Source organism: Methylobacterium sp. DB0501 (assembly GCF_011043735.1).
Classification (GTDB): domain Bacteria; phylum Pseudomonadota; class Alphaproteobacteria; order Rhizobiales; family Beijerinckiaceae; genus Methylobacterium; species Methylobacterium alsaeris.
This window is the reverse complement of sequence record NZ_JAAKGV010000002.1, coordinates 185,917-207,901: the sequence shown is the minus strand read 5'-3', so window position 1 is coordinate 207,901 and position 21,985 is coordinate 185,917. Positions and strand designations below refer to the sequence as shown.

20 protein-coding genes are annotated in these 21,985 nt (G+C 72.3%); 12 read left to right on the top strand and 8 right to left on the bottom strand.

Annotated features, from left to right (window positions below):
• Positions 1–438 (top strand): cupin domain-containing protein, encoded by a 438-nt coding sequence (locus G4G93_RS04800; RefSeq protein ID WP_165081713.1) that lies wholly within the window; start codon positions 1–3, stop codon positions 436–438.
• Positions 439–698: 260 nt separating this feature from the next.
• On the opposite strand, the gene G4G93_RS04795 is transcribed toward G4G93_RS04800, so the two are convergent.
• On the bottom strand, positions 699–1,592 hold the full coding sequence (locus G4G93_RS04795; protein WP_165081711.1) for a DMT family transporter: 894 nt from the start codon (positions 1,590–1,592) through the stop codon (positions 699–701).
• A 105-nt stretch (positions 1,593–1,697) separates the two neighbouring features.
• Here G4G93_RS04795 and G4G93_RS04790 point away from each other — a divergent pair, with 105 nt between their 5' ends.
• Both G4G93_RS04790 and G4G93_RS04785 read left to right on the top strand, forming a co-directional pair.
• A complete protein-coding gene (locus G4G93_RS04790; RefSeq protein ID WP_206289541.1) occupies positions 1,698–2,342 on the top strand; it encodes an alpha-ketoglutarate-dependent dioxygenase AlkB in 645 nt (214 codons plus the stop codon).
• Positions 2,343–2,431: 89 nt separating this feature from the next.
• Complete coding sequence (locus G4G93_RS04785) at positions 2,432–3,412, top strand: hypothetical protein (protein WP_165081709.1); 981 nt, start codon at positions 2,432–2,434, stop codon at positions 3,410–3,412.
• Positions 3,413–3,474: 62 nt separating this feature from the next.
• Here the strand turns inward: G4G93_RS04785 and G4G93_RS04780 are convergent, their stop codons facing one another.
• The 3 genes from G4G93_RS04780 to G4G93_RS04770 form a co-directional block, all read right to left on the bottom strand.
• On the bottom strand, positions 3,475–4,437 hold the full coding sequence (locus G4G93_RS04780; protein WP_165081707.1) for a peptidoglycan-binding protein: 963 nt from the start codon (positions 4,435–4,437) through the stop codon (positions 3,475–3,477).
• Positions 4,438–4,531: 94 nt separating this feature from the next.
• Positions 4,532–6,382 carry a PAS domain-containing sensor histidine kinase gene (locus G4G93_RS04775; protein WP_165081705.1) on the bottom strand — a complete coding sequence of 617 codons (1,851 nt, stop codon included), beginning with the start codon at positions 6,380–6,382 and terminating at the stop codon, positions 4,532–4,534.
• 210 nt (positions 6,383–6,592) lie between these two features.
• Positions 6,593–6,823 (bottom strand): heavy-metal-associated domain-containing protein, encoded by a 231-nt coding sequence (locus G4G93_RS04770; protein WP_246736546.1) that lies wholly within the window; start codon positions 6,821–6,823, stop codon positions 6,593–6,595.
• Positions 6,824–7,023: 200 nt separating this feature from the next.
• Here G4G93_RS04770 and G4G93_RS04765 point away from each other — a divergent pair, with 200 nt between their 5' ends.
• The 3 genes from G4G93_RS04765 (at position 7,024) to G4G93_RS04755 (ending at position 11,752) form a co-directional block, all read left to right on the top strand.
• Positions 7,024–8,628 carry an EAL domain-containing protein gene (locus G4G93_RS04765; protein ID WP_165081703.1) on the top strand — a complete coding sequence of 535 codons (1,605 nt, stop codon included), beginning with the start codon at positions 7,024–7,026 and terminating at the stop codon, positions 8,626–8,628.
• A gap of 111 nt (positions 8,629–8,739) precedes the next feature.
• Entirely contained in the window at positions 8,740–10,416 is a 1,677-nt protein-coding gene (gene ade / locus G4G93_RS04760) for an adenine deaminase (protein WP_165081701.1), read from the top strand.
• A 430-nt stretch (positions 10,417–10,846) separates the two neighbouring features.
• Positions 10,847–11,752 carry a TIGR01459 family HAD-type hydrolase gene (locus tag G4G93_RS04755; protein ID WP_165081699.1) on the top strand — a complete coding sequence of 302 codons (906 nt, stop codon included), beginning with the start codon at positions 10,847–10,849 and terminating at the stop codon, positions 11,750–11,752.
• A gap of 66 nt (positions 11,753–11,818) precedes the next feature.
• Here G4G93_RS04755 and G4G93_RS04750 read toward each other — a convergent pair whose 3' ends face one another.
• Both G4G93_RS04750 and G4G93_RS04745 read right to left on the bottom strand, forming a co-directional pair.
• Positions 11,819–12,349, bottom strand: a complete 531-nt coding sequence (locus G4G93_RS04750) for a protein phosphatase CheZ (RefSeq protein ID WP_165081697.1) — start codon at positions 12,347–12,349, stop codon at positions 11,819–11,821.
• Positions 12,350–12,543: 194 nt separating this feature from the next.
• A complete protein-coding gene (locus tag G4G93_RS04745; RefSeq protein ID WP_048452414.1) occupies positions 12,544–12,927 on the bottom strand; it encodes a response regulator in 384 nt (127 codons plus the stop codon).
• Between the two features lie 254 nt (positions 12,928–13,181).
• On the opposite strand from G4G93_RS04745, the gene G4G93_RS04740 reads away from it, so the two are divergent.
• Positions 13,182–14,174 (top strand): bifunctional riboflavin kinase/FAD synthetase, encoded by a 993-nt coding sequence (locus tag G4G93_RS04740; RefSeq protein ID WP_165081694.1) that lies wholly within the window; start codon positions 13,182–13,184, stop codon positions 14,172–14,174.
• Positions 14,175–14,193: 19 nt separating this feature from the next.
• Here the strand turns inward: G4G93_RS04740 and G4G93_RS04735 are convergent, their stop codons facing one another.
• Positions 14,194–14,430 (bottom strand): hypothetical protein, encoded by a 237-nt coding sequence (locus G4G93_RS04735; protein ID WP_165081692.1) that lies wholly within the window; start codon positions 14,428–14,430, stop codon positions 14,194–14,196.
• A 77-nt stretch (positions 14,431–14,507) separates the two neighbouring features.
• On the opposite strand from G4G93_RS04735, the gene G4G93_RS04730 reads away from it, so the two are divergent.
• On the top strand, positions 14,508–15,119 hold the full coding sequence (locus G4G93_RS04730; protein WP_246736545.1) for a cadmium resistance transporter: 612 nt from the start codon (positions 14,508–14,510) through the stop codon (positions 15,117–15,119).
• Here G4G93_RS04730 and G4G93_RS04725 read toward each other — a convergent pair.
• On the bottom strand, positions 15,094–15,573 hold the full coding sequence (locus G4G93_RS04725; protein ID WP_165081690.1) for a GNAT family N-acetyltransferase: 480 nt from the start codon (positions 15,571–15,573) through the stop codon (positions 15,094–15,096). The genes G4G93_RS04730 and G4G93_RS04725 overlap by 26 nt on opposite strands.
• A gap of 295 nt (positions 15,574–15,868) precedes the next feature.
• Here G4G93_RS04725 and ileS point away from each other — a divergent pair, with 295 nt between their 5' ends.
• The 4 genes from ileS to G4G93_RS04705 all read left to right on the top strand — a co-directional run bounded on the left by ileS (position 15,869) and on the right by G4G93_RS04705 (position 21,966).
• On the top strand, positions 15,869–18,841 hold the full coding sequence (gene ileS / locus G4G93_RS04720) for an isoleucine--tRNA ligase (RefSeq protein WP_206289523.1): 2,973 nt from the start codon (positions 15,869–15,871) through the stop codon (positions 18,839–18,841).
• 29 nt (positions 18,842–18,870) lie between these two features.
• Complete coding sequence (gene lspA / locus G4G93_RS04715; RefSeq protein ID WP_165081686.1) at positions 18,871–19,368, top strand: signal peptidase II; 498 nt, start codon at positions 18,871–18,873, stop codon at positions 19,366–19,368.
• A 130-nt stretch (positions 19,369–19,498) separates the two neighbouring features.
• Complete coding sequence (locus tag G4G93_RS04710; RefSeq protein WP_165081684.1) at positions 19,499–20,155, top strand: hypothetical protein; 657 nt, start codon at positions 19,499–19,501, stop codon at positions 20,153–20,155.
• Between the two features lie 455 nt (positions 20,156–20,610).
• Entirely contained in the window at positions 20,611–21,966 is a 1,356-nt protein-coding gene (locus G4G93_RS04705) for a M16 family metallopeptidase (protein ID WP_206289522.1), read from the top strand.
• The last annotated feature ends 19 nt before the right edge of the window (positions 21,967–21,985 follow it).

The window sequence follows — 21,985 nt, the reverse complement described above, 5'->3', positions numbered from 1 at the left end:
ATGCAAAACCTGACAGCTGCCGAGGTCGTACGCCTGCTCGATCTCAAGCCCCACCCGGAGGGCGGGCATTACCGCGAGACCTTCCGGGATCCGCGCGAGATCGACCGCCGCCCGGCCTCGACCGCGATCTACTACCTCCTCGATATCGGCGAGACCTCGGAATGGCACCGGGTCGACGCCACGGAGGTGTGGCTGTGGCATGCCGGGGCGCCGATGGTGATCACCGTAAGCCCCAACGGCCACGACGCCGAGGCGCGCCATCTCGGCCCCGACCTCGCCCGGGGCCATCGGCCGCAGATCGTGGTGCCGGCCGGCCACTGGCAGACTGCCACCAGCCTCGGGGCCTGGACGCTGGTCAGCTGCACCGTGGCGCCGGGGTTCCGGTTCGAGGGCTTCGAGATGGCGCCGCCGGATTGGCGGCCGATGCCGAGGGGGTAGACGTCATCTTCAGCCGTCCCGGATCCCGGGAAGGCTCACCGATCCGGGCACGAGTTGACTCGCCTCGGAACACGATGTCGCGTATTCATACCAACGGCCCGGGATGCTGGCGTATCAATTCGATCCAAGGCAAGCCCGAGATCGACGGGGCCGTCGACCCGTCTCGAATTACCCATGCCTAGTCCGGAATCTCGGGCTTGGCGAAATCATGAGAACGGGACCGAAGCCCTCCCCCAACAACCGCTGCTATAGATGTTTACTTAATCATTATTTTCTATCGTCATCGCCCCCGAACTTCCCACGCTTGTCGCCACCACCGCTCCCGCCACGATGAACCCGCAGGCCAGGGCCAGCGACCACGTCGCCGGCGCGTAGCCGGCCGCCACGAGGATCAGGGTCGAGAGCACCGGCGCCGCGTAGGAGCCGACGCCGAGGAGGCGGATGTCGCCGCGCTTCACGCCGATATCCCAGAGGTAGAACGCCGCCCCGACCGGCCCGAGGCCGAGCGCCGCGACCGCCGCCCATTGCGCCGCGCCTTGCGGCCACACCGTGGGCTCGAAGGCGACGTGGCAGGCGAGGCTCAACGCCGCGGTGGCGAGGCAGAAGCCGGCCACCGCATCGGTCGGCACCGCCCCGACCCGGCGCGACAGCACCGAGTAGCCCGACCACAGGAAGGCGCAGGCCGCCGCCGCCGCGTAGCCCGGGAGCGCGGCCGCCTCGAAGCTGAGCGAGCCGCGGCCGAGGAACAGCGTGACCACCCCGGCGAGGCCGAGCAGCGCCCCGGCGAGGTGGGCGGCGCGCAAGCCCCCCTCCCCCGGCAGCAGGGCCGAGAACAGCACGATCAGGAGCGGCCAGAGATAGCTGATCAACCCGGCCTCGGCCGGCGGCGCGAGCCGCAGGGCCGCGAAGTAGAGCGCGTGGTAGCCGAACAGCCCGACGATGCCGAGCGCCCAGACCGCCGGCGGCTGGCGCAAGGCGGCGAGGCCGGCGGGCCGGACGATCCAGCTGGCGCAGCCGAGGAGCCCGCCGACCAGGAAGGTCATGGCGGCGAGCTGGAACGGCGGCACCGCCCCGGATGCGGCCGTGAACAGCGCGAGCAGCGACCACAGCCCGATGGCGCCGGAACCGATCAGGGTGGCGTTGCGGGTCGTCATGGCGCGGCAGCTCCGGGGAGGAGCCGGACCTTACCATGGGTGACCTGCCGGCCCAGGAGGAAATCGAGTAAGAGGCGGGCCTCCCGCGCGACAAGGATCGCTCCACTGATCGAACTCGCCCCCGGCCTGATCCATCATCCGGGCTACCTCGACGCCGCGGCTCAGGGCGCGCTCGCCGGCGACCTCGCCGCCATCCTGGACGAGGCGCCGCCCTTCACCCCGACGATGCCGCGCACGGGAAAGCCGTTCTCGGTCCGGATGACGAATTGCGGCCCTCTCGGCTGGGTCTCGGACCGGGCCGGCTACCGCTACCAGGCGGTGCATCCGGAGACCGGCCGGCCCTGGCCGGCGATGCCGGACGCCGTCTCGCGGGCCTGGGCCCACCTCGCCGGCTGCCCGGCCGGGCCCGAGGCCTGCCTCGTCAACCTCTACGCGCCCGGCACCCGGATGGGGCTGCACCAGGACCGGGACGAGGACGAGTTCGCCGCCCCCGTCCTGTCCCTGTCGCTCGGCGCGACCGCCCTGTTCCGCTACGGCGGCCTGGAGCGCGGCGCCCCGACCCGCTCGGTGCGGCTTGCCTCCGGCGACGCCCTGGTGATCGGCGGGCCCTCGCGCCTGATCTTCCACGGCATCGACCGCATCCTGAGCCCAGACCTCCTCGCGCCGGTGCCGGCCCTGCCCGGGGCGGTGCCGGCCGGCGGGCGCCTCAACCTGACCTTGCGGCGCGTCTCGGCGATCCGCCGCGCTTGACAGACCGGCGCGCACGGCCGACCCATCCGCGGACGATCCCGAGCGCCGCCGTCCGGGCGGTGCCTCTCCACGAGCCGAGACGAGTCCTGATGCAGACGAGTCCCCTGTCGCTGCGCGCACGCTTCCTCTCGCTGCGTGCCCTGGCACTCCTCACCGGCCTGATCGGCCTGTCGGCCGGGGCCTTCGCGGCCGATCCGGTCTATCCGCCGGGCTCCCGGTTCGGCTTCGAGCCGGCAAAGGAGATGGTGGTGTCGCGCCGCTTCACGGGCTTCGAGCGGACGGGCGGCGGCGCCACGGTCTCGGTGGTCGAGCTGCCGGCCCAGGCCTACAAGGACCTCACCGCCAACTTCACCGACGAGAACCTGAAGAGCCAGGGCCTGGTGGTGAAGACCCGCGAGACCCTGAAGCTCGCCGACGGGCGCGAGGGCCTGCTGTTCACCGGCGAGCAGCCGATCGAGCAGCCCCCCGGCGCCCCGGCCCTGCACAAATGGGTCTTCCTCGTCTCCGACCCGACCGTGACCGGCGTCGTCATCGGCCAGACCCTGCCGGGGGCCGAGGCCGACGACGCGATGCGCGCCATGCTCACCAGCGTGCGTGTGCGCCCGGCGCTCACCCTCGACCAGCAGGTCGCGGCCCTGCCCTTCCGGATCACCGAGACCGCGGGCTTCCGCCCGGTGCGGGTGCTCGGCGGCAACTCGGTGCTCTACACCGACGGGCCGAAGGACCAGATGATGAACCTCGAGCAGCCGATCCTGGTGCTCGCCGAGGCGGTGCAGCCGGCCCCGCCGACCGAGCAGCGCGACGCCTTCGCCAAGGCGGCGCTCTACTCGAACCAGACGATGAAGGATTTCGCGATCGAGCGCTCGCAGAGCTTCCGCCAGAACGGCGCCGACTGGCACGAGATCGTGGCGCGGGCGGTCGATGTGCCGTCGGGCACCCCGGTGGTGGTGTCCCAGACCATCCGCTTCCAGCCCGACGGCTATTTCCGCGCCGTCGGCGTGGTGCGCGCCCAGGACCGCGAAGCGATCCTGCCGCGCTTCCGCAAGGTGGTGGACGCGATCGCGTTCTGAGCGACCGGTCGCTTGACCTTGTCCCGTCCCCGACCCTCATCCTGAGGGTCTCGGTCCGTTCCTCACTCCGGCTTCAACCCCGACCGTGCCTCCAGTTCCTGCAGGGTCCGGCGCGCCACGCTGGCGCCGGGCAGGCGGCGCTCGCGCTCGAAGCGGGCCAGGGCCGCGCGGGTGCTCGGGCCGGCAATGCCGTCGACGGTGAGCGGGCCGTAGCCGAGCTTCACCAGGGCGCGCTGCGCGTAGGCGATCGACTTGTCGGGCTTGACCCCGGGGGCCGGCGGCACGGCGTGGAGCGCGGTGACCTTCGGCTCCGGGGTCTTCTCCGGGGATTTCGGCGCGGCCGTCTCGGCGACCTTCGCCTCGCGAACCGGCGCGTGAGGGGCCGTCTCCCTGGCCGGCTTTCCGGCCGCGGCCCTCGCCGGGCCGGATTTCGGACCGAGCGAGGCGGTAGCGTGATCGTCGCCGCCGAGAAGTGCGCCGATGCCGTCCCGCGGCGCGTCGGGTTTCATGGCTCGCGGCGCGTCGGGTTTCATGGCTCGCGGCGCGTCGGCGCGGGCACTCGCCTGAGCGGGGGATTCCGCGGGCGACGCGCCCTTGTCGGCCACATTCCTGTCGGCCGAACCTTTGTCCCGCGGCGCCTTGTCCGTCGGTGCCGTGTCCGTCGATGCCTTGGCGAACAGCGGCGCCGGATGGCGGCCGGTCTGGAAGCTCAGGGCATTCGCCGCCACCGCCGCCACCGCCCCGAGGGTGAGGAGGCCGCCGACGATCCCGGCCGGATGGCGCATCAGCCGGTCGGCCCGGATCCGCAGGCGGTCGAGCGGCCCCGTGGAGGCAGGCCTGGCCGCCGCCGCGGCCCGGGGGACGCGCGGCGCACGCGGGGCCGCCCGGCCGCCTGCGGGTCCGGGCCGCGGCGCCGGCCGCGCCTCGGCGGTCAGCGCCACGTCGGGATCGATCCGACGGGGCGATGCCCCGTCGGATCGACGGCCTGCGGCCTCGTCGGGTTTCCGGGCCGGCGCCTCGGACATCGCGTCTCCTTCCGGGTTCGAGCGGCTCGCCGTCGGTCGGTCGGGCTTGGTTCGGTCGTCCTTGGAACGGACCAGGGAGGGATGCGCCACGGGGTCAGCCGGTCAGCCGCATGGTGGGGGGCACCTCCGCGAAGGAGACCGGGAGCATGCCGCCCAGGGCGCCGGTACGGATCGGCACCGGGATGCCGGGCATGGCCCGGCCGCCGCGGCAATCGAGCGGCAGGGTCACCACCACCCGCGTGCCGCAGGACGGGCTGCTCTCGACCGCGAGGTCGCCGTGATGCAGCCCGACGAGGCCGCGCACCACCGAGAGGCCGAGGCCGGTGCCCTCGTGCGGGCGGCCATAGGCCGCGCCGGCGCCGAGGCCGGCCTGGAAGAACGGATCGCCGAGGCGCGGCAGGTCGGCCTCGGCGATGCCGATGCCGGTATCGACCACCGCCATCTCGACCCGGTCGAACGCCCGGCGCACCGAGAGCGTCACGTCGCCGCCGCGGGGAGTGAACTTCACGGCGTTCGACAGGAGGTTGATCAGCATCTGCCGGCAGGCGCGCGGGTCGGCGGTGACCTCCGGCAGGTCGGGGGCGATCTCGCGCCGCAGGCGCACCCCGCCCTGGTCGGCGCGGATCTGCATCAGGTCGCAGACGCCGCGGGCAAGGCCCGCGAGATCGAACGGCTCGGGGACGTAGTCGAAGTTGCCGCTCTGGATCCGCGACATGTCGAGGAGCCCGTTGACCACCTCGAGCAGGTGCCGGCCGGACGAGTGGATGATGCCGGCATATTCCCGCCGCCGCTCGGGGCCCAGCGCCAGGGTGGATTCGGACTCCAGCATCTCGGAGAAGCCGATGATGGCGTTGAGCGGCGTGCGCAGCTCGTGGCTCACGGTGGCGAGGAACCGGCTCTTGACCTCGTCGGCGCGCTCGGCCGCCGCCCGGGCCTGGTCGAGCTCCTCGGCCCGGCGCCGGTGCTCCGAGACGTCGCGGGTCACCGCCACCACGGCGGCCTCGCCGAGCGTCGCCGGCGCCGCCGCGCCCGGGACCCGGTGGGCCCGCATCTCGGCCCAGATCACGCGGCCGGCCTCGCCGGTCTCGCCGGCGGCGTGAAGGCGGAACTGCACGGTCACCGGCTGGGCCTGCCCGGCGGCGGTGCTCAGCGCGGTGAGGAAGGCCGGGCGGTCCGAGACGTGGACGCGGTTGAACAGGCCGCGGCCCTCCAGCGCGTCCGGGCTCGTGCCGGTGAAGGAGCGGGCCGCGGGGCTCGCCTGCAGCACGCTGCCGTTGCGGTCGTGCCAGGTGACGAGGTCGTCGATGGCCTCGAGCAGCAGGGCGTCGCGCAGGGAGGCGGCGTTCAGCCGGTCGCTCCAGCGGCCCTCGCGCCGGCGGTGCTCGCGGGAGAGCGCCAGCACGTGGCAGATCGCCGTGATGGCGAAGACCGGCATCGCCAGGGCCGCCGGCCAGGCGAACAGGCCGAAGCCCGAGTCGGGCTCGATCAGGGCGACGGCCACCGCGCCCAGCATCGCGGAAACGGCAGCCGCCAGGGCGGCCCGGTGCGACCCGGCGAGCAGCGCCTCGACCGGGATCATCACCAGCCAGATGCTCGCCGCCGAGGTCGGCCCGCCGGTGAGGCTCGCCAGGCAGACGACGAGCCCGGTGAGGGCCGCCGAGGACAGCCCGTGGGCGAGCGTGAGGTTGCCGGTGCGGGCCAGCAGCAGGGCCGCCACGACCGGCAGCACCAGGCAGGCCGCCGCCGCCGCCTCGACCAGCGTCGGAACGCCGCGCCACAGCAGGTAGGGCGGCAACATCGCCATCAGCACCGCGCCGGTGGCGAGGCGTGAGATCAGGAACCGCTCGTGGCGGCCCCGTTCCGCGGGGTCGCCCGCGACGGAATCATGGACGAGACCCGCCAGGCGGGCATCGATCAGGGACGCAAAGGCACTGTTGATACGCACACCGCCACGCCAGCGCGGGAGACCTCGCGGCCCCGGCGCCCCTACACTGCGAACTCCGAAAACCCTCGCAGAGGCGGCTTAAACGAACGTTAGAGCGCGGGGCGCCCGGGGGCGCTGTCCCCGGAAGCGGGCTTTCGGCCGGTCGATTCCACCCCGCTCCACCCCTCGCCGCGACGGCCCCGCTCGCCCGGCCGGCGCGACCGGGCGTCGTCACCCGGTCATGGCCTCGGCCTCGTAGCCGGCCCGGCCGAGGGCCTGGGCCACGTCGAGCGCCTGGGCGTCGGTGACGACGGCGATGCGACCGGCGCCCAGGTCCACCGCCACCTGCGCCGCCGGGTCGAGGCGCTGGATCGCCTTCGTCACCGCGGCGACGCAGCCCTGGCAGGTCATGCCCTCGACCTTCATCAACAGTTCCATCCGCTCGCCGGCCCGGTCCGTCATCGCCTGTCTCCGTTTCCGCTGCGGCACACCAGGGCCGCGCAAGCCATCTCGGGTAGAGGCCTCGTCTGGACAAGGGCGCCGCGAAATCCGTGGGCAGTCCGTGGCGGCGTCTTGCGAGTAAACGGCGCCTCGGCGACAACCGGGGTCGAGGCCGGTGTTCGCGGAACCCGCCACGTCCTCGACGCGTAAGAGGAATCGCCATGGCCCTCGTGACCGGCCGGCGCGCCGGCGGGTCGTCGGCGAGCCGGATCGCCCTCAGCCTCTCATGCCTCCTGGCGGGCGGGCTCTGCGTCGCCGTCGCCTTCCTGGGCACGCCCGTCCTCGGCGCCGTGGCCGGAACCGCGCTCGCTGCCGCGATCCTGGGGGGCGTCGCGACGGCGCTCGCCCTGCGCCGCGCCCGCCGCCTCGCCGGACAGGTCGAGAAGCTGTCGGGCGAGATCGACCTTCTCTCCCGCCGCCTGCTGACCCTCGAGCAGCGGGAGGCGCCGGCGGCGCCGGACGCGACGCTGGAGAACGGCCTGTCCGAGGTCACGGCCGAGATCGGCCTCCTGGGCGGCATCGTGCGCGAGCTCGCCATGGCGGTGGCGGCCCAGGACGAGGATCTGACGCGCCTGAAGGCCGGGGCTCCCGGCCCGGCGACGCCGGTCCAGCCTCCGGCCGCCCCGTCCCACCCGGTTCAAGCCCCGCCGGTTCAAGCCCCGCCGGCTGCGAACCTTCCGGGCCAGATCGTCCCGGCCTACGCCTCCCACGCGGCGCCGATGCACGCCGCCCCGATGCCGTTCCCGCCGGGCCGCCCCTACGACGACGCGCCGGCGCCGGGCGTGCCGTCCTACGCCCAGGCCGCCCCGGCTCCCGCCGTGCCCCGCCAGTACGAGCCGGAGCGTGCGCCGGCGCCGCCTCCGGCCTCGTGGTCCGCCGACCCGATCCTGCCGCGCGATGCCGCGCCGGCACCGCGCCGGCCTTTCGTGCCCGAGCCCGCCGTCGAGTCGCACCCGGAGGCGGAGATCCTGGCGGCCCTGTCGCAGGGGCTCGAGGTCCACCTGCAGCCGATCGTCAGCCTGCCGCAGCGCAAGGTGGCGTTCTACGAGGCCCTGGCGCGCCTGCGCGTCGGCGACGCCCTGCTGGCGCCCGCCGAGTTCCTGCGGGTGCTGGAGCGGCACGGGCGCACCACCGAACTCGACCGGCTGATGCTCGCCCGCGTGACCGCGATCGGACAGCACCTCGCCAATCGCGGCAGCGAGACCCCGGTGGCCTATGCCCTGTCCCCGGGCTCGCTGTTCGAGCCGGGATTCCTGCGGGCGGTCGGCCGCCTCATCGACCTGCATCCGGAGCTCGCCGGCCGGCTGATCCTGGCACTGCCGCAGCGCAGCTGGCGCAGCCTCGACGCCGAGCAGGCGACGGCGCTCAACGCCCTGCGCGAGCGGATCGGGCTCGCCGTCGACCGGGTCACGGAGCCTCGCCTCGACGCGGCGTCGCTGGCGGCCCGGGGGGCGAGCTACGCCAAGGTGCAGATCGAGACCCTGCTCGGCGAGCACGGCCCGGCACTCTCCACCACCCTGGCCCGGGCCGGGATCCGGCTGGTGGCCGAGGGCGTCGAGCGCGAGGCCGACGTGCCCGACCTGATCGACCTCGACCTGCCGCTGGCGCAGGGGGCGGTGTTCTCGCCCCCCCGGGTGGTGCGGCCCGAGGTGCTCTCGCCGCCCGCCCCGCCGGCGCCCGAGCCGAACCCGGACCCGACGCCGCCGGCCGACGAGCCGCCGCCGGTGCGCCGCGCCTTCCGGGACGTGCTGCGCCGGGCGGTGTGAGGGATGGCGGCCGAAGGGTCGGTAGCGATGCGGTTCGGGTCCGCTTAGCATGGGGAGCCCCGGCATCGGGTAATCCCGGCACCGGGGACCCTCGCAGCAGAAAGGCCTCCGATGTCGGACCCCATCGCCCGCCGGATCGCGCAAGGAGCGGGCCGCGAGCCCGCCGACCTGGTGATCCGCGGCGCCCGCCTCCTCGACCTCGTCACCGGCGATCTGGTCGAGACCGACATCGCGATCTGCGGCGACACGGTGGTGGGCACCTACGGCACCTACGAGGGCGCGCGGGTGATCGAGGCTGGCGGGCGCATCGCGGTGCCGGGCTTCATCGACACCCACCTGCACGTCGAATCGTCCCTCATCACCCCGCACGAATTCGACCGCTGCGTGCTGCCTCACGGCGTCACGACGGTGATCTGGGACCCGCACGAACTCGCCAACGTGCTCGGCACCCCCGCCTTCGACTACGCCCTGGCGGCCGCGGGCGAGACGGTGATGGACATCCGGGTCCAGCTGTCGTCCTGCGTGCCGGCGACCGACCTTGAGAGCGCCGGCGCCCGGATCGAGGCCGCCGACCTCTCCCGGTACCGCGACCATCCCCGGACCCTGGGACTCGCCGAGTTCATGAACTTTCCCGGCGTGGTCGCGGCCGAGTCCGGCTGCCTCGCCAAGCTCGCGGCCTTCGCCGGGCGCCACATCGACGGCCACGCCCCGCTGCTCTCAGGACCGGCCCTCAACGCCTACGCCGCGGCCGGCATCCGCACCGACCACGAGGCGACGGGCGCCGCGGAGGCGCTGGAGAAGATCCGCAAGGGCATGACGGTGCTGATCCGCGAGGGCTCGGTCTCGAAGGACCTGCACGCGCTCGCCCCGCTGCTGACCGAGCGGACGGCGCCGTTCCTCGCCTTCTGCACCGACGACCGCAACCCCCTCGACATCGCCGAGGAGGGCCATCTCGACCACCTGATCCGTACCGCGATCGCGCTCGGCGTGCCGCCGCTCGCCGCCTACCGGGCCGCCTCGCTCAGCGCCGCCACCGCCTTCGGCCTCACCGACCGCGGCATGATCGCCCCGGGCAAGCGCGCCGACATCGTGCTCCTCGACGACCTCGAATCCTGCGCGGTCTCGGAGGTGATCTCGGCCGGCCGCCTCGTCGACGAGGCCCTGTTCGCCGCCCGGACGATCACGCCGCCGCCGGGCCGCGGCAGCGTGCGGGCCGAGCCGGTCGCGGCGGACGACCTCGCCGTGGCGGCGCCCGCGGGCGAGACGCCGGTGATCGGCGTCGTCGCCGGGCGCATCATCACCGAGCACCGGCGCCTGACGCTCGCCGCCGTGCCGGATCCCGGCCAGGACGTCGCGATGGTGGCCGTGGTGGCGCGCCACGGCACCCGCAGCATCGGCCGCGGCCTGGTGCAGGGCTTCGGCCTCACGCGCGGCGCCATCGCCTCCTCGGTCGGGCATGACAGCCACAATCTCTGCGTCGTGGGCGCCGATCCCCAGTCCATGGCGCGGGCGGTCAACCGGCTGATCGACCTGCAGGGCGGCTTCGTGGTGGCCGACGGGACCGGGATCCTGGCCGAGCTGGCGCTGCCGATCGCCGGGCTGATGAGCGACCTGCCCTTCGAGGCGGTGCGCGACGCCCTGCCCCCGTTGCGCGACGCCGCGCGGCGGCTCGGCTGCACCCTGCCGGAGCCGTTCCTGCAGGTCGCGTTCCTGCCGCTGCCGGTGATCCCGCACCTGAAGATCACCGATCGCGGCCTCGTCGACGTCGACCGGATGGCATTCCTGTAGGGCAAGCATTCCGGCTCGGCCTTGCTCCGTGGCTGGCGAAGTCTCGCAAGCCTCACCCTTTTCGGACCTCGTTTCACCAGCCCGCGCGGTGGAGCCTCCGGCTCCAAACGCGTGAGCGAAGCCGACTTCCGCATGGCGAAGGCGATTGCGCAGCAATCGCCGAGCAATCGATCGGACGTCATATGGAACGAGGCGGCAGGAGATCGGCGAGGGACGTGCGGGATCGTCGGCCCGCGAAGTCCGGCCGCGTCGCGCGAGGTGCGCAGGGCGGCATCATGCGATCCGGCCTCGACCCGATCGGGCCTATCCAATCGCAGGGTTTGCCTGTAAACGATTTCACAACAGACTTTTCAGAGGCGTTGCGTTCGGGACGAACCGCCCTTAAGCCGGGCGGCGCGTTCTGCTGCAACGCAGCACGGGGAGACACGGCATGGCCGAGATGGTCCGCGCGGCGCATCCGGGCGAGGTGGCGATCCTGAACGGGATCGCCGGCATCGCCGAGGGGTTCGACCTGATCCTGTGCGACGTCTGGGGCGTGCTGCATGACGGCATCCACGCCCACCGGGCGGCGGCCGAGGCGCTGACGCGCTTCCGCGCCCTGCCGGGCGACCGGCCGCGCCGGGTGGTGCTGGTCTCGAACGCGCCGCGCCCCGGCAGCGCCGTCCTGGCGCAGCTCGACGGGTTCGGCGTTCCCCGCACCGCCTACGACACCATCGTCACCTCGGGCGACCTCACCCGCCAGCTCATGGCCGAGCGGGCGGAGGCGCCGATGTACCATCTCGGGCCCGACCGCGACCTGCCGATCTTCGATGGCCTCGACTTGACCCGCTCCGGCCCGGACGGGGCGGCCCACGTGGTCGTGACCGGACTCCTCGACGACGAGATCGAGACGGCGGCGGATTACCGCGCCCGGCTCGAACCCTGGGCGGCCGGCGGCGTCACGCTGATCTGCGCCAACCCCGACCTCGTGGTCGAGCGCGGCGAGCGGCTGATCCCCTGCGCCGGCGCGGTGGCGGCCTTGTACGAGGAAATGGGCGGCCAGGTCGTCTATGCCGGCAAGCCGCATGTCCCGGTCTACGAGGCGGCCCTCGCGACGGCGGAAGGCCTCGACGGCGGCGCCCCCCTCCCCCGCGGCCGGGTGCTCGCGGTCGGCGACGCGATCCGCACCGACATCGCCGGCGCGCGGGCCTTCGGCATCGCCTCGCTGCTGGTCGCCCGCGGCATCCACGCCGAGGAGCTCGGCGTGGATGCCGGCGCGCCGATCGGCGACATCGCCGAGTGGCTCAGCGCCCAGTCCGTGCATCCCGACGGCGTGATCGATCTGCTGCGCTGGTAAGGCCACGCGCGACGTCCGGGGCTTGCGGCGGCCGCATCCCGGACTCAGATCGCGCAGGAAGAAGCCTCAGGAGAATAGGGCGTCGATCGCGTCCTGCGGCGTTGCCGGTCCCTTCAGCTGCGGCCCGTTGAGCATCAGGGTCTCGGCGCGGGCCTTGCGGCGCGCCTCCTCGGGATCGTGCTCGGCCTCGCCGTCGCGCACGTTCACCACCGTCGAGAATTGCGACAGGCGCTTCTCGAGCTGGCCCAGGGCGTCGACCACCTTGGAGATGCGCTGGCCGGTAATGTCCTGGAAGGTGCAGGCCTCGAAGATGTCGCCGATATGGGCCTCGACCTTGGCGCGGTACTCGTCGAGGGTTCTGGCCTCGATGGCGAGCATCGCCTCCGCCGATTCCATGATGCGGTTGGTGGCGCTCGCCGTGGCGGCGACGACGCTGCCGAGTTCGTCATGCGCCATCGGGATGCGGTCGCGGGTCAGCTCCTGTGCCCGAAGCGCCGCGATGCCCCGCTTGAGCTTGGTAATGTAGTCGGCAATCTCGATCAGCTCGGTCACCGGCACCGCCTCCCTGGCTGGTGGGACGTTGCTCGTGCGACCCATCGACGTCTTGCCTCCGAGCAGCCGGGAGAGAGCGGAGCGCGGTCCCGCCGTCATCTGCCTGAGCACGTGGTCGCTCCCCCGCGGATTTGGTTGTCCCTGGCTCGGATCGCGGGGCCCGACAGGCCGGTGAGCCGAACTCTCGGCTCCGGCGGTCGGAATCCCCCGCGTCCGGAAGGCTCGCCGAGCCCTCGGCGTCAGGCGCCGCAGACCGCCTCGATCTTGGTCTTCAGCGTCTGGGCGTTGAAGGGCTTCACGATGTAGTTGTTCACGCCGGCCTTCTTGGCGGCGATGACGTTCTCGGTCTTCGACTCGGCGGTGACCATGATGAACGGCGTGGTGCGCAGGGCGTCATCGGCCCGGACGTGGCGCAGGAGCTCGTAGCCGGTCATCGGCTCCATGTTCCAGTCGGAGATCACGAGGCCGTACTTCTTCGTCTTCAGCTTCGCCAGGGCGCCGGTGCCGTCCGAGGCGTCGTCGACATCCTCGAAGCCGAGCTGCTTCAGCAGGTTGCGGATGATGCGGACCATCGTCTGGTAATCGTCCACCACGAGGATCGGCATGCCGAGGTCAAGGGCCATGGCTTACGGCTCCGTTCGCGGGCGCGACACATCCCCGTGCGCGACGAAACCCGCTTGGATCATGAGGCGAGGCGCCGGACGGCTCCTCTGTTCCCAGCTTGTAGATCTCCCCCCCTTGCGAACCGGTTAAAGCCGCAGCGGGTGCGGGGGCCCTCCCCGGCGGCCCGCATCCGGCTTGACCCACGAGGCGGATTTCGACAGGGTCCGGCCGCCTTCGAGACCTCTCCCCGCCTGCTCACTGCCCAAGGACCCGCATGCCGCGCGACGAGACCGCCCCGCGCCCCGTCGCGTCCCTCCCCGTCCACCGCGACGGCGAGCCGGTACCGGAGGGACTGCGCGGCGCGGTCGCCGCGCTCGGCAATTTCGACGGCATCCACCAGGGCCACCGCGCCCTGATCGCGGCGGTGCGCGGGATGGCGGCGCAGCTCGGCCGCCCGAGCGCGGTGCTGACCTTCGAGCCGCATCCCCGCGCCTTCTTCTCCCCCGACGCGACGATGTTCCGCCTCACCGGCGAGGCGGAGAAGCTCGCGGTGCTGCAGCGCCTCGGCGTCGACGGCGCCTTCGTGCGCCGCTTCGATGCGGCGCTCGCCGGCACGGGCGCGGCGGCCTTCGTCGCCGACACGCTCAAGGGCGAGCTCGGCCTGTCCGGCGTGGTGATCGGGCACGACTTCCATTTCGGCCGCGGCCGCGAGGGCACCCCGGCGATGCTGGAGGCGCTCTGCGCCGAGAACGGCCTCGCCTGCCGGATCGTGCCGGCGGTGGCGGCGGGCGGCGGCGAGGCGCCGGTCTCGTCGAGCGCGATCCGGGCGGCGCTCGAGGCCGGCGACGTGGCGACCGCCAACCACCTCCTCGGCTATCGCTGGTTCGTCGAGGGCGAGGTGCGCCACGGCGACAAGCGCGGCCGCACCCTCGGCTTCCCGACCGCCAACGTGGCGCTCGAAGCCTGTGCGCTGGCCCACGGCATCTACGCGGTGCGCGCCCGGCTCGCGGATGGCAGCGTGCGCGACGGGGTCGCGAGCTACGGCCGCCGCCCGACCTTCGACGACGGCGCGCCGCTGCTGGAGACCTACCTGTTCGACTTTTCCGGCGACCTCTACGGCCGGCGCATCGCGGTCGAGTTCGTCGGATACATCCGCGGCGAGGCCCGCTTCGACAGCGCGGAAGCCCTGGTCGCCCGCATGCACGAGGACGCGGCGGAAGCGCGTCGCATGCTGGCCGAGGACCGCACGGCCTCGATGCTCGGCTGACTCGGCCGGGGCGACCCGGCTATTCCGGGATGAACTCGCGGATCGGCGCCTCGTCGGCGTCCCGCCCGCGCGGGCGTTTCGCCCGCCGCTGGGTGCGACCATCCTCGTCGGGGATCAGCAGCGGGTCGGTGGGCGTGACGGAGCCGGTGGCGTCGACGTCCTCCGGCACGGGCCGCGGCGGCGAGCGGACCTCGCGGGCCGCGACGGGCGCCGCCATCAGGGTCGCGAGCGCGAGGACGGGAAGCAGCATCCGCATGGCAGACCCCCTGGATCGATGATGCTCCCGGTCAACCGCGCGACGCGCCCACCCGTTCCGGCCGTCGGCGGACGACGATGATGGAGCACCTGGCAAGCTTGGGCGTGGCGGTCACCCTCTTCGCCTCGACCAACATCGACGACATCGTCGTCCTGATCGGCCTCTTCTCCGATCCGCGCTACCGGCCGCGCCAGATCGTGATCGGCCAGTACCTCGGCATCGCCGCCCTGGTGCTGGCCTCGCTTGCCGGCGCGCTCCTGTCCCTGGTGGTGGCGCCCGCTTGGCTCGGGCTGCTCGGCCTCGTCCCGATCGCCCTCGGCGTCTCCCGCCTCCTCGCCGTTCGAGAAAACGACGGGGAGGAGGCCTCGACCGGCCCCGCCTCGGTCGGCAAGGCCGTCGCGGTCGCCGGCGTGACCATCGCCAATGGCGGCGACAATCTCGGCATCTACACGCCGGTCTTCGCCACCAGCCCGGCCCCCCGGCTGGTCCTGTTCGTCGCCGTCTTCGCCGTGATGGTGGCCGTCTGGCTCGGCCTCGCCCACTGGCTCGTGCATCACCCGGCCCTCGGCGCCCCGATCCGCCGGATCGGCCGGTTCGCGACGCCGGTCGTGCTGGTCGGGATTGGCGTGATGGTGATGGTCGAGGCGGGGACGGTGTCGTGGGTTATGGGCTGGGTGGCACGGGGATGACGTGCGTGGCGGCCGGGTCGCCGCATTCCATGAAGCCGAGCCGCCGGTAGAACGCCGCCGATTCCGGCAAGGCCGCGCGCAGGCGCACGATCCGGAAATGTCCCTCCGCGTCCCGCAGGAGATGCCGCACCAGCAGGGCACCGACGCCGAGGCTCCGGTGCGACGCGAGCACATAGACGTGCCGCAAGCGGCCGACGTCGTCCTCCGCCACGTAGGGATCGCGGTTCAGGCCGCCGAGGCCGACGAGGCGGTCGTCCTGCCAAGCTCCCAGGATGATCTCGCCCGGACGGTCGAAGCGATTGGCTCCCGCGTCCCATTCCAGGAACAGGCGGCGCATGAATGCGGTGCCGTGCCGTTCGGCTTCCGCAAGCAACGGGTTCGCGGCGGGCTCGAGCGCGGTGAGGCGCATCATCGCGGGGCGGACAGGCTTCAGGATCGAGGAGGGCTCGCGCATGCGGGACACCTTACGCACGGCACGGCGTCGTGCTCGACGCAACGCTACCATCCCTCATACGGCGAGCGGACGGCCAGGGCCTCCCGGTCCCATCACCCCGCTTCCCCCGCCCGCCCGCCGCTGCTAGAAGCGCCGGATGACCGAATCGCACCCGCGCCGCGTCGCCATCCGGCGAATTACGAGCCCGGCTTCCGCCTGAGGGCCGCTCGCGGCCGCGCGGAAGGCCGGGTTGCTGCCGTTTCGCTGCGATTCCTCAAGGGCCGCGCGTCCGCGCCCCAGACGAGCCTTGACCACCATGACCGAGCACAAGCCCGCTGCCGGGCGCGACTATTCCGAGACCCTGTTCCTGCCGGTCACCGAGTTCCCGATGCGGGCCGGCCTGCCGCAGCGCGAGCCGGAGATCCTGGAGCGCTGGGCGCGCACGAACCTCTATGCCCGCATCCGCGAGGCGGCGGCCGGGCGGCCGAAATTCGTGCTCCACGACGGCCCTCCCTACGCCAACGGCCACATCCATATCGGCACGGCGCTCAACAAGATCCTGAAGGACATCGTCGTCCGCACGCAGGGCGCCCTCGGCCAGGACGCCAACTACGTCCCGGGCTGGGATTGCCACGGCCTGCCGATCGAGTGGAAGATCGAGGAGCAGTACCGCGCCGCCGGCCGCAACAAGGACGAGGTGCCGGTGGTCGAGTTCCGGCGCGAGTGCCGGACCTTCGCCGAGCACTGGCTGTCGGTGCAGCGCGAGGAGTTCAAGCGCCTCGGCGTCACCGGCGACTGGGACCATCCCTACCTGACCATGGCCTACCCGGCCGAGGCCGCGATCGCCCGCGAGCTGATGACCTTCGCCACCACCGGCCAGCTCTATCGCGGCTCGAAGCCGGTGATGTGGTCGGTGGTCGAGAAGACTGCGCTCGCCGAGGCCGAGGTCGAGTACGAGGACCACGTCAGCGACACGATCTGGGCCGCCTTCCCGGTCGTCGCGTCGAAGACCGCCTCCGACCTTGAGGACGCACGCGTCGTCATCTGGACCACCACTCCCTGGACGATCCCGGCCAACCGGGCCGTCGCCTATTCCAAAAAAGTGTCTTACGGACTGTATCGTGTCGTTGCTGCTCCTCAAGAGAACTGGTCTCAACCTGGTGTTCGTTACGTTGTTGCTGACAAACTGGCGAGCGACGTCTTCAAGGCAGCGCGCGTCGAGTCCTTCGAGCGACTGAGCGACGTCTCGGCCGACGACCTCGCCGGCGTAACCCTGGCGCATCCCCTGGCCGCCTGGAACGACGGCTACGCTCATGCCGTGCCGATGCTGGAGGGCGAGCATGTCACGGACGAGGCCGGTACGGGCTTCGTCCACACGGCGCCGAGCCACGGCCGCGAGGATTTCGAGGTCTGGATGGCGAACGGGCGGGCTTTGCGCGAGCGCGGCATCGAGACCGCGATCCCCTATACGGTCGATGCCGACGGCGTGCTGACCGAGGCCGCGCCGGGCCTCACCGGCACCCGCGTCCTCGACGAGAAGGGCCAGAAGGGCAACGCCAACAAGGCGGTGATCGCGGCGCTGACCGCCGCCGGGACCCTGGTCGGCCGCGGCACGCTCAAGCACAGCTACCCGCATTCCTGGCGCTCGAAGAAGCCGGTCATCTTCCGCAACACGCCGCAATGGTTCATCGCCCTCGACAAGCCGGTGGCGACGCTGAACGGCGCGACCTTGCGCGACGTGGCCTTGCGCGAGATCGCCGTGACCCAGTGGGTGCCGCCGCAGGGCCAGAACCGCATCACCGGCATGATCGCCAACCGGCCCGACTGGGTGGTGTCGCGCCAGCGCGCCTGGGGCGTGCCGATCACGGTCTTCGTCCACCGCGAGACCGGCGACATCCTGCGCGACGACAAGGTCAATGAGCGCATCCACGCCGCCTTCGCGGCGGAGGGGGCGGATGCCTGGTTCACCGATGCCGACGGCGCCCGGTTCCTGGCGCCCGAGCACGACCCGGCCGCTTACGAGAAGGTGACCGACGTCCTCGACGTGTGGTTCGATTCCGGCTCGACCCACGCCTTCACGCTGGACGACCCCGAGGCCTTCCCGGGCCTTTCCGGCATCCGCCGCCGCCGCGACGGCGGGACCGACACGGTGATGTATCTCGAGGGTTCGGACCAGCACCGCGGCTGGTTCCATTCCTCGCTGCTCGAATCCTGCGGCACCCGCGACCGCGCGCCCTACGACGTGGTGCTGACCCACGGCTTCGTCCTCGACCCCAAGGGCGAGAAGATGTCGAAGTCGAAGGGCAACGTCGTCGCGCCGCAGGACGTGATCAAGGGCTCGGGCGCCGACATCCTGCGCCTGTGGGTGGCGGCCTCGGACTATACCGACGACCTGCGCATCGGCCCGGAGATCATCAAGACCTTCTCGGAGACCTACCGCAAGCTGCGCAACTCGCTGCGCTGGATGCTGGGCACGCTCGCCCATCACCGGCCCGAGGACCGCGTCGCCCCGGAGGACATGCCGGAGCTGGAGCGGTTCATCCTGCACCGCCTCGCCGAGCTGGACACCGAGATCCGCGACGCCTTCCGCACCTTCGACACGAAGCGCGTGGTGGCGCTCCTCAACGGCTTCATGACCGGCGACCTGTCGTCGTTCTACTTCGACGTGCGCAAGGACGCGCTCTACTGCGATCCGATCTCGTCGCAGACCCGGCGGGCCGCGCTCACCGTGGTCGACGAGGTGTTCCGGCGCGTCACGGTGTGGCTCGCCCCGGTCCTCGCCTTCACGGCGGAAGAGGCCTGGCTCGCGCGCTATCCCTCCGAGACCGCCTCGGTCCATACCGAGACCCTGCCGGCGACGCCCGCGTCCTGGCGAGACGAGGCCCTGGCGAAGAACTGGGCCAAGATCCGCCGGGTGCGCCGGGTGGTGACGGGCGCGCTCGAGATCGAGCGCGCGGCCAAGCGCATCGGCGCGAGCCTGGAGGCGGCGCCGACGGTCTTCGTGTCCGATCCGGAGCTGCTGGCGAGCCTCGACGGGATCGACTTCGCGGAGGTCTGCATCACCTCGCGGATCGCGGTCGCGGCCGGCGACGGCCCGGCCGAGGCCTTCCGGCTCGACGAGGTCAAGGGCGTCGCGGTGGTACCGGCCCCGGCCGAAGGGCGCAAATGCGCCCGCTCGTGGAAGGTGCTGGACAGCGTCGGCAGCGACCCGGACTATCCGGACGTGACGCCCCGCGACGCGCAGGCCCTGCGCGAGTGGGACGCGCTCCACGCCGAGGCCGCCGAGTAAGGGGCGAGGAAGCGGGCGAGGAAAACGGAATGCGTCCCCTCCCCTTCGGGTTGCTGGTCGCGCTCGTCACCCTGGTCCTCGACCAGGCGACGAAGCTCGGCCTGCTGTTCGTCGCCGACCTGCCCCTGCGCGAGCCGGTGGTGCTCGCTCCTTTCGCGCAGCTGATCGTGGTGTGGAACCGCGGCGTCTCCTACGGGCTGTTCCAGCAGGATTCGGCGCTCGGGCGCTGGCTGCTCGTCGGGGTGTCGCTGGTCGCGTCGGTCGCGCTGTCGATCTGGATGGCCCGGGCCGGCAGCCGCTGGCTCGCCGGGTCGCTGGGCCTCATCGTCGGCGGGGCGATCGGCAACGCCATCGACCGGGCGGCCTACGGGGCGGTGTTCGACTTCGTCCACCTCCATGTCGGCGCCTGGTCCTGGTACGTGTTCAACGTCGCCGATGCCGGCATCGTCTTCGGGGTGGTCGGGCTCCTCTATGACGGGCTGGTGCTGGAGCGCCGCCGCGCGCCGGCAACCGGCGAGCGAACCTGAAAACTCGTGTGTGTCGCGGACGCAACGCCGCCCCCCGGCGTTGCGTCCCGATACGGCCACGCCATACCTTCGCCCGAAACCGCCACCACCCAAGCTCACAAGCAGGGGGCGGAACAGGCAGGGGGCCAGCATGCTCGACAAGCGCACGATATTCGCCGCGGTGACGGTCGCGGGCCTCGCGGTTCCGGCCGGCGCGCACGCCCAGGAGGGCGTCGCGATGAAGAACGCCCTGTCGTCGATCGGCCTGATCGAGCCCGAGCGGCCGACCATCACCTATCGCGAGCGCGCGCCCCTGGTGCTGCCGCCGCATATGGACAAGGCCGCCCTGCCGCCGCCGGTCGACCGCCGCGCCGTGCGCGAGGCCAACCCGCAATGGCCGACCGACCCCGAGACCCGCGCCCGCGAGCGCCGCGCCGCCGAGGACCGCAAGCCGATCACCCGCGGCTATGGCGGCCGGATGAGCGACAACAACGCCACGCTGCCGATCCAGGAGATGCGGGCCGGCCGGCGCGAGGGCGCCAGCCTGACGACGGAGCCGACCTACAAGCCCGGCGACAACGTCAAGGAGTCGTTCTGGCTCAACCCGATGCAGCTCTTCGCCGGCAAGAAGGGCGACGACGTCAACCTCCCCGACGTGGAGCCGAGCCGCGACACCCTGACCGAGCCGCCGACCGGCTACCGCAAGCCGCCGAACGGCAAGCTCGCCCGCAGCGAGCGCGGTCCGAACGCGATGATCAGCGACCGCGAGCAGGCCGATCCGGGCGCCTACCTGCGCTCGCGCCAGTAACGTTTCCGAGATCCGAGCCGGATCTTTCGCCCCGGGCCGCACCAGCGGCCCGGGGTTTTTCGTGCCCGGTCGCCACCTCGGCCCGGGCCCGGGCCCGGCGAGATCCGCTCGGGACGCAGAGCTGCGCGACCTGCCAGGGCGAGCATTGATTTTCCGGCAGGTCGACCAAGCTTCACCGACATTTTCAGGCCACGCTTCGACTGCGGGAACCCAGGCCAGACCTGCGTGCCACGCATTTCTCGGCAGTCTTCGGGTCCCACCTGCCACAAAATGCTCTAGAACAGGGTCTCTAACGGCTGGCGACCCCGGTGGCCGGCCCGCCGGCCGGCTCGACCTTCCGCTGGCCCGTGACTCGCATGAGCCGCAAGCCTCCCTTAAGTGAGCCGGTTCACGATCCAACACGGGTGGCCGATCCGGCCATCCGGCTAAGGTAGATCAGGATGCCCCCAGTCAGGATGCGCCCCGCCCCCGGCCTCGTCTGCCCCGTCAGCGCCACCCTGCGCACCGACGCGGCGCCCTTCGGCCGTGCGGAGGCGGGCGGTCCCGAAGTGGCGTCCTTCGTGCTCGACAACGGCCTCGACGTGGTGGTGGTCCCCGACCACCGTGCGCCCGTCGTGACCCACATGGTGTGGTACCGCAACGGCTCGGCCGACGATCCGCTCGGTCAGTCGGGCATCGCCCACTTCCTCGAGCACCTGATGTTCAAGGGCACCGAGACCCATCCGGTCGGCGCCTTCTCGAAGGCGGTATCGAGCTTGGGGGGCCAGGAGAACGCCTTCACGTCGTTCGACTACACCGCCTACTTCCAGCGCGTCGCCCGCGAGAACCTCAAGACCATGATGAGCTTCGAGGCGGACCGGATGACCGGCCTGATCCTCGACGACGCCGTGGTGGCGCCCGAGCGCGACGTGGTGCTGGAGGAGCGCCGGATGCGGGTCGAGACCGACCCGGCGGCCCAGCTCTCCGAGGCGATGGCGGCCTCGCTGTTCGTGCACCACCCCTACGGCATCCCGATCATCGGCTGGATGCACGAGATCGAGGAGCTGAACCGCACCCACGCCCTCGACTATTACCGCCGCTTCTACACCCCGGAGAACGCCATCCTGGTGGTGGCCGGCGACGTGACCGCCGACGAGGTCCGGCGGCTCGCCGACGATACCTACGGCGTGGTGACGCCGCGCGGCGCCCGGCCGCAGCGGGTGCGGCCGCGGGAGCCGGAGCCGCGGGCGGCGCGCCGCCTCAGCGTCGCCGACCCGAAGGTCGAGCAGCCGACCCTGCAGCGGCTCTACCTCACCCCGTCCTGCATGACCGCCCGCGACGGCGAGAGCCACGCCCTGGAACTCCTGGCCGAGGTGCTGGGCGGCGGGCCGACCTCCTACCTCTATCGCAGCCTGGTGCTGGAGCAGGGCGTCGCAGTGAATGCCGGCGCCTGGTACATGGGCTCGGCGATCGACGACACCCGCTTCTCGGTCTACGCCGTGCCGGCGGAGGGCGTGAGCCTGGAGAAGCTGGAGGAGGCCCTCGACCGGGCGCTGGCCCGCGCGCCCTCCGAGGCCCTGTCGGCCGACGCGATCGAGCGGGCGAAGACCCGGCTCGTCGCCGAGACGGTCTATTCTTCCGACAGCCAGTCCTCGCTCGCCCGCATCTTCGGCTCGGCGCTCGCCATCGGCGAGAGCATCGAGGAGGTGCGGCGCTGGCCGTCCGAGATCGAGGCGGTGCAGGCCTCGCGCCTCGCGGCGGCCGCCGAGCGCTATCTGGTGCCGGCCCGCTCGGTCACCGGCTACCTGACCAAGGCCCCCGCCTCCGCCTGATCCCGGCATCCTGACGCCG

Bases quoted from the DNA above. Each gene is read 5' to 3' on its own strand.
- G4G93_RS04795 (WP_165081711.1), bottom strand. From the start codon at position 1,592: ATGACGACCCGCAACGCCACCCTGATCGGTTCCGGCGCCATCGGGCTG.
- G4G93_RS04765 (WP_165081703.1), top strand. From the start codon at position 7,024: ATGGCCCTCGTGACCGGCCGGCGCGCCGGCGGGTCGTCGGCGAGCCGG.
- G4G93_RS04705 (WP_206289522.1), top strand. From the start codon at position 20,611: ATGCGCCCCGCCCCCGGCCTCGTCTGCCCCGTCAGCGCCACCCTGCGC.
- G4G93_RS04735 (WP_165081692.1), bottom strand. From the start codon at position 14,430: ATGCGGATGCTGCTTCCCGTCCTCGCGCTCGCGACCCTGATGGCGGCG.
- G4G93_RS04725 (WP_165081690.1), bottom strand. From the start codon at position 15,573: ATGCGCGAGCCCTCCTCGATCCTGAAGCCTGTCCGCCCCGCGATGATG.
- G4G93_RS04750 (WP_165081697.1), bottom strand. From the start codon at position 12,349: ATGGGTCGCACGAGCAACGTCCCACCAGCCAGGGAGGCGGTGCCGGTG.
- G4G93_RS04730 (WP_246736545.1), top strand. From the start codon at position 14,508: ATGATGGAGCACCTGGCAAGCTTGGGCGTGGCGGTCACCCTCTTCGCC.
- ade (WP_165081701.1), top strand. From the start codon at position 8,740: ATGTCGGACCCCATCGCCCGCCGGATCGCGCAAGGAGCGGGCCGCGAG.
- G4G93_RS04780 (WP_165081707.1), bottom strand. From the start codon at position 4,437: ATGTCCGAGGCGCCGGCCCGGAAACCCGACGAGGCCGCAGGCCGTCGA.
- G4G93_RS04710 (WP_165081684.1), top strand. From the start codon at position 19,499: ATGCTCGACAAGCGCACGATATTCGCCGCGGTGACGGTCGCGGGCCTC.
- lspA (WP_165081686.1), top strand. From the start codon at position 18,871: ATGCGTCCCCTCCCCTTCGGGTTGCTGGTCGCGCTCGTCACCCTGGTC.
- ileS (WP_206289523.1), top strand. From the start codon at position 15,869: ATGACCGAGCACAAGCCCGCTGCCGGGCGCGACTATTCCGAGACCCTG.
- G4G93_RS04800 (WP_165081713.1), top strand. From the start codon at position 1: ATGCAAAACCTGACAGCTGCCGAGGTCGTACGCCTGCTCGATCTCAAG.
- G4G93_RS04770 (WP_246736546.1), bottom strand. From the start codon at position 6,823: ATGACGGACCGGGCCGGCGAGCGGATGGAACTGTTGATGAAGGTCGAG.
- G4G93_RS04740 (WP_165081694.1), top strand. From the start codon at position 13,182: ATGCCGCGCGACGAGACCGCCCCGCGCCCCGTCGCGTCCCTCCCCGTC.
- G4G93_RS04755 (WP_165081699.1), top strand. From the start codon at position 10,847: ATGGCCGAGATGGTCCGCGCGGCGCATCCGGGCGAGGTGGCGATCCTG.
- G4G93_RS04745 (WP_048452414.1), bottom strand. From the start codon at position 12,927: ATGGCCCTTGACCTCGGCATGCCGATCCTCGTGGTGGACGATTACCAG.
- G4G93_RS04785 (WP_165081709.1), top strand. From the start codon at position 2,432: ATGCAGACGAGTCCCCTGTCGCTGCGCGCACGCTTCCTCTCGCTGCGT.